At 58.4% G+C, this 4810-nt stretch carries 4 protein-coding genes and 1 pseudogene; all 5 read right to left on the bottom strand.

Going from position 1 to position 4810, the window contains the following annotated elements:
- Window positions 1-54: 54 nt before the first annotated feature.
- On the bottom strand, window positions 55-885 hold the full coding sequence (locus tag A3722_RS01580) for a carbohydrate ABC transporter permease (RefSeq protein ID WP_067625898.1): 831 nt from the start codon (window positions 883-885) through the stop codon (window positions 55-57).
- 12 nt (window positions 886-897) lie between these two features.
- Window positions 898-1764, bottom strand: coding sequence for a carbohydrate ABC transporter permease (locus A3722_RS01575; RefSeq protein ID WP_067625901.1), 867 nt, complete (start codon window positions 1762-1764; stop codon window positions 898-900).
- A 118-nt stretch (window positions 1765-1882) separates the two neighbouring features.
- A complete protein-coding gene (locus A3722_RS01570; RefSeq protein ID WP_067625903.1) occupies window positions 1883-3187 on the bottom strand; it encodes an ABC transporter substrate-binding protein in 1305 nt (434 codons plus the stop codon).
- Between the two features lie 115 nt (window positions 3188-3302).
- A complete protein-coding gene (locus A3722_RS01565; protein WP_067625906.1) occupies window positions 3303-4334 on the bottom strand; it encodes a LacI family DNA-binding transcriptional regulator in 1032 nt (343 codons plus the stop codon).
- A 351-nt stretch (window positions 4335-4685) separates the two neighbouring features.
- A pseudogene (locus A3722_RS01560) lies at window positions 4686-4810 on the bottom strand (IS110 family transposase); the annotation flags it as partial.

Genomic DNA, 4810 nt, shown 5'->3' with positions numbered 1-4810 from the left:
GAAGCTTTTGGAAACCTGATTGAGTTTAATTTGTCCCATGTGACTGTCCCTTGCTTACTTGACTGCGCCGAAAGTCAGGCCGCTGACGAGTTGTTTCTGGCTGAACCAGCCGAGGATGAGGATTGGCGCGATGGCCATGGTGGAGGCCGCGCTGAGCTTGGCGTAGAAGAGGCCCTCGGGGCTGGAATAGCTCGCGATGAAGGCGGTAAGCGGTGCCGCCTTGGCCGCGGTGAGGTTGAGCGTCCAGAAGGCTTCGTTCCATGCGAGGATGAAGTTCAGCAGCAGCGTGGAGGCAATGCCGGGGATCGCCATGGGCGTGAGGACATAAAGCACCTCTTCACGCAGGCTTGCCCCATCCATCCGTGCCGCTTCCAAGATCTCGCCGGGGATTTCGCGGAAGTAGGTATAAAGCATCCAGACGATGATCGGCAGGTTGATGAGCATCAAGATGATGACCAAAGCGATCTTGCTGTCGAGCACACCGAACTGGATGCAGAGCAGGTAGATCGGATAGAGCACACCCACCGCGGGCAGCATCTTGGTCGAGAGCATCCAGAGCAGGATGTCTTTGGTCCGCTTGCCGGGCACAAAGGCCATCGACCATGCGGCGGGCACCGCGATCAAGATGCCAAGGACGGTCGAGCCGCCCGCGATGATGATTGAGTTCCACAAGAACCGCCCGTAGTTCGACCGCTCCAGAACCGCCTCGTAGTTGGCCAGCGTCCAATCAAAGCCGAGGAAGATCGGCGGATCGGCGATGGCCTGTGCTTCGGTCTTGAAGCTGGTGAGGATGGTCCAAAGGATGGGGAAGAAGATCAGGAAACCGATACCCCATGCGAGGGCCGTGTTGACGATCTTGCGTTGTCTGGTGACTGCGCGTGCCATGATGTCTCCTCCTCAGGCGTCCAGGTTCTTGCCGACGATGCGCATCAGGAAGATGGCAACGATATTGGCGAGAATGATTGCATAGACACCGCCTGCCGATCCAAGGCCGATGTTCTGGCTTTCCAGCACCCGCTGGAAGATGAGATAGGTCAGTGTTTTGGTCCCAAAGGCACCGCCCGTGGTCACGAAAATCTCCGCAAAGATCGACAGCAGAAAGATCGTCTGGATCAAGATCACCACGGTGATCGCGCGGCCCAGATGCGGCAGGGTGATATAGGCGAAACGTTTGGTGGCGGGGGCGCCGTCCATCTCAGCAGCGTCAAGCTGCTCGCGGTCAAGCGATTGGATCGCGGTGAGCAGGATCAGCGTCGCAAAAGGCAGCCACTGCCACGATACGATGATGATGATCGACGAAAGTGAGGCTTGGCTCATCCATTGCACCGGGGTCGCCCCGAAGAATTCCCAAAGGTAGGCGAAAAGCCCGTAGTTCGGGTCCATGAACATGTTCTTCCACACCAGCGCCGAAACGGTGGGCATAACAAAGAAGGGCGCGATGACGAGGATGCGGACAAAGCCCTGCCCCCACATCGGCTGGTTCAACAGGATGGCGAGCAAGATGCCCAAGCCTACCGTGATCGCCAGCACACCGCCCACGATAATCAGCGTGGTCATCACCGAGGGCCAGAAGGCGCTCGAGGTGACGAAGCGCACGTAGTTGTCAAACCCCACCCAGCCCAGATCACCGCCGCGCATCGGCAGGTATTTCTTGAAGGAAAAATAGAGCGTCATGGTCAGCGGGATGAGCATCCATCCAAGGAGCAAGACCACCGCAGGGGCCATCATCAGGCGTGCCGCTGATCGGGAATGTTGGGTAGCCATCGGGCACATCTCCTCTGCAGGCGGCGGATGCCGCGTTTAGGTGAAGGGTATCATATCAGGTGGTTGGGCGGAAAAGGGCGGCGGTGTTCGCCGCCCTTTGTGGCGGAGGAGCAGCGGCTTAGCGGTAGCCAGCAGCTTCCATTGCGTCGTTGGTCAGGTCCTGTGCCTTCTCAAGTGCCTCTTCGACGGTCTGCTGACCGGCATAGGCGGCAGAGAACTCTTGGCTCACGTCGGTCGCGATGCCTGCAAACTCTGGGATCGCGGCGAACTGAACACCGACATAAGGCGTCGGATCGACGGTGGAGTTCTCAGGATCAGCCGACAGGATCGAGTCGAGTGTCATCTGTGCGAAGGGCACTTTTTGGTACTCGGGGTTCTCATAGAGCGACTTGCGCGCGCCGGGAGGAACGTTGGCCCAGCCTTCGTTCTCGGCAACCAACTCAATGTAGTCTTTCGAGGTGGCCCATTCGATGAACTCTTTCGCGGCATCTTCTTTCTGAGTGCCCGCCGGGATTGCCAGCGCCCATGCCCAGAGCCAGTTGGAACGTTTGCCAAGACCTGTGTCCGGTGCCAGCGCAAAACCAACCTTGTCGGCCACGGTGGAATCATCGGCATTGGTCACGAAGGACGCTGCCACTGTGGCGTCGATCCACATGCCGCATTTGCCCTGCTGGAACATCGAGAGGTTCTCGTTGAAGCCGTTGGAGGCGTAGCCCGCAGGACCGCTTTCATCCATCAGGTCTTTGTAGAAGTTGATGGTGTTGGCCCAAGCCTCGGTGTCGAACTGGGCGTTCCAGTCTTCGTCGAACCAGCGTGCGCCAAAGGAGTTGGACATCGCCGTGATCAGCGCGCCGCCTTCGCCCCAACCGGCCTTGCCGCGCAGGCAGATGCCATTGATGTCGTTCTCACGATCGGTCATGGCGGCGGCGGCTTCGCGGATGAAGTCCCAAGTCGGGTCTTTCGGCATTTCCATGCCGGCTTTTTCCATCAGATCAGTGCGGTACATGATCATGGAGCTTTCGCCATAGAAAGGTGCCGCGTAAAGCGTGCCTTCGTGGCTCAGACCACCGGCCATGGCGGGCAGGATATCGTCCGCGTCATAGTCTTCGCTCAGGTTGTCCAGCGGCACCAGCCAGCCGTTTGCACCCCAGATCGGCGTTTCATACATGCCGATGGTCATGATGTCGAAAGAACCGCCCTTGGTCGAGATGTCGGTGGTGACGCGCTGGCGCAGCACGTTCTCTTCCAACGTGACCCACTCCACTTCGTGGCCGGTCTCTTCGGTGAATTTGTCGGTGTAGCCTTGCATCCGGATCATGTCGCCGTTGTTCACGGTGGCGATGGTGATCGTCTCAGCAAAAGCGCCGCCGCCCATGATCAGGGACAGGGCCGTCGCAGCGTGCAATGAGTTATTCGAGAACATCAATAGTTCCTCCCTCTACAGATGATGGAATGAGACTAACGGCCCACATAACGCGCAGTCAAATTAAATTTTACGCGCGATAACTATTTTCTGAGCAACTTGCGAACTCAATGACTTACGCCGAGGCGCGCATCACCAATTTGCCATCAAACAGCGTTTCTTCGCGCTCGGTCAGGCGGGTTTCGCTTTCGATAATACGGAACAGCGTGCTGGCCGCGCGATTCGCGATGGCGCCGTAATCCTGCGCTATGGTGGTCAACGGCGGGCAGGTATAGCGCGAAAACGGGTGGTCATCCTGCCCCGCGATCCGCATGGCGCAGTCCTTGCCATGGCCCACCCGCAGCCCCAACTCATAGGCCGCTGACAGCATCCCGATGGCCAAACGGTCATTCGAGCAGAGCACCGTATCGGTCTCAAATGCCCCTGCCGAAATCAGCCGCCCGCCCTCGGTCGCGCCGATCTCTTCGAAATTCCACCCCTCGCCCGGCACCTGGTGGATATGCGGGGCAAAGCCGTGCCGCTCCATTGCCTCAAGATAGGCTTGGCGGCGCTTGTTGGCGTTCGGGTTGCTGGGTGTCTTCATCTCGAAAAAGCAGGGCGGCTCTCCGCTGCGGCACAGATATTCGACAATCAACTCTACACTTTGAAAATTGTCGGTACCCACGAAAGCCTCACAGACCCCTTCGACATTGGCGTCAAAGGTCACGACGGGCACGTCCCGGCAAAAGCGCGCGATCGCCTCCCGGTCCGAGGCTTTGCCGAAGGGCGCCAAAAGCACGCCCGCAGGTTTCAGCGCCCGAAGCGAGTCGAGATTGGCCCGCTCTTGCGCCGGGTTGCCGTGCGAGCTGAGCAAGATCGGACTATACCCCGCCGCCAGACAGGCCAGTTCCACCTCGCGGCCAATCTCGGAAAAGAACGGGTCGGAGAGGTTGGGCACGACAACGCCGATGTTGCGGGTTTTGCGGCGGTTTTGGTTCACCGCATAGACATTGGGGCGATAGTCATGCTGGCTCAGCGCCGCTTCAATCTTCTCGCGGGTCGAGCGCCGCACGCTGTCGGGATCGTTAAAGTATTTCGACAGCGTGGGCCGGGAAATGCCACTTACAGCGGCAAACTCCTCCATATTGCGGATTTTTTGCTGCCCCATCTTAACCCTCCCTTGACGTAACGCTGCGCGCGTAAACTAAAGTCAATATAGAGATAAGTTCGGCCAGCCAGCAAGGGTCTTCTGTGGTTGCCGCCCGTAGTGCAAGAATTTTTTGACCCTATTGGCGAGTGATCGAGTGCGGTCTTCTGTAAGGCCTCGAGATGCGGCACTTCCAAAAGCCGCGGGCCGGGATGGTGATCAGCGGATCAGGTCCAAATCTGTTGAGCGAGCTCTGAGCTCGTAGGCCCTAACTGGTTTTCCCAATCCAGATCTATTCGATCGTTTTGCCCATTCAGGTCGTCGTCTTCTTACACTCCCCTTGGCACCGTCGCTAGCAGTTCAACAAGAGCATCATGCCGCGACTGCCAGCGCCGGATCCTTGTAATCTTCGTTCTTTGTCAGCATCGCCCAGATTTGCCGGGCCATCTTATTGGCCAGCGCGATAGCGACCAGCATCTTGGGCTTGCGCGCCAACA

This window comes from Sulfitobacter sp. HI0027, assembly GCF_001634775.1.
GTDB lineage: Bacteria > Pseudomonadota > Alphaproteobacteria > Rhodobacterales > Rhodobacteraceae > Sulfitobacter.
Note: the sequence above shows the minus strand (reverse complement) of the source record. Positions and strands in the feature narration are given on the sequence as shown.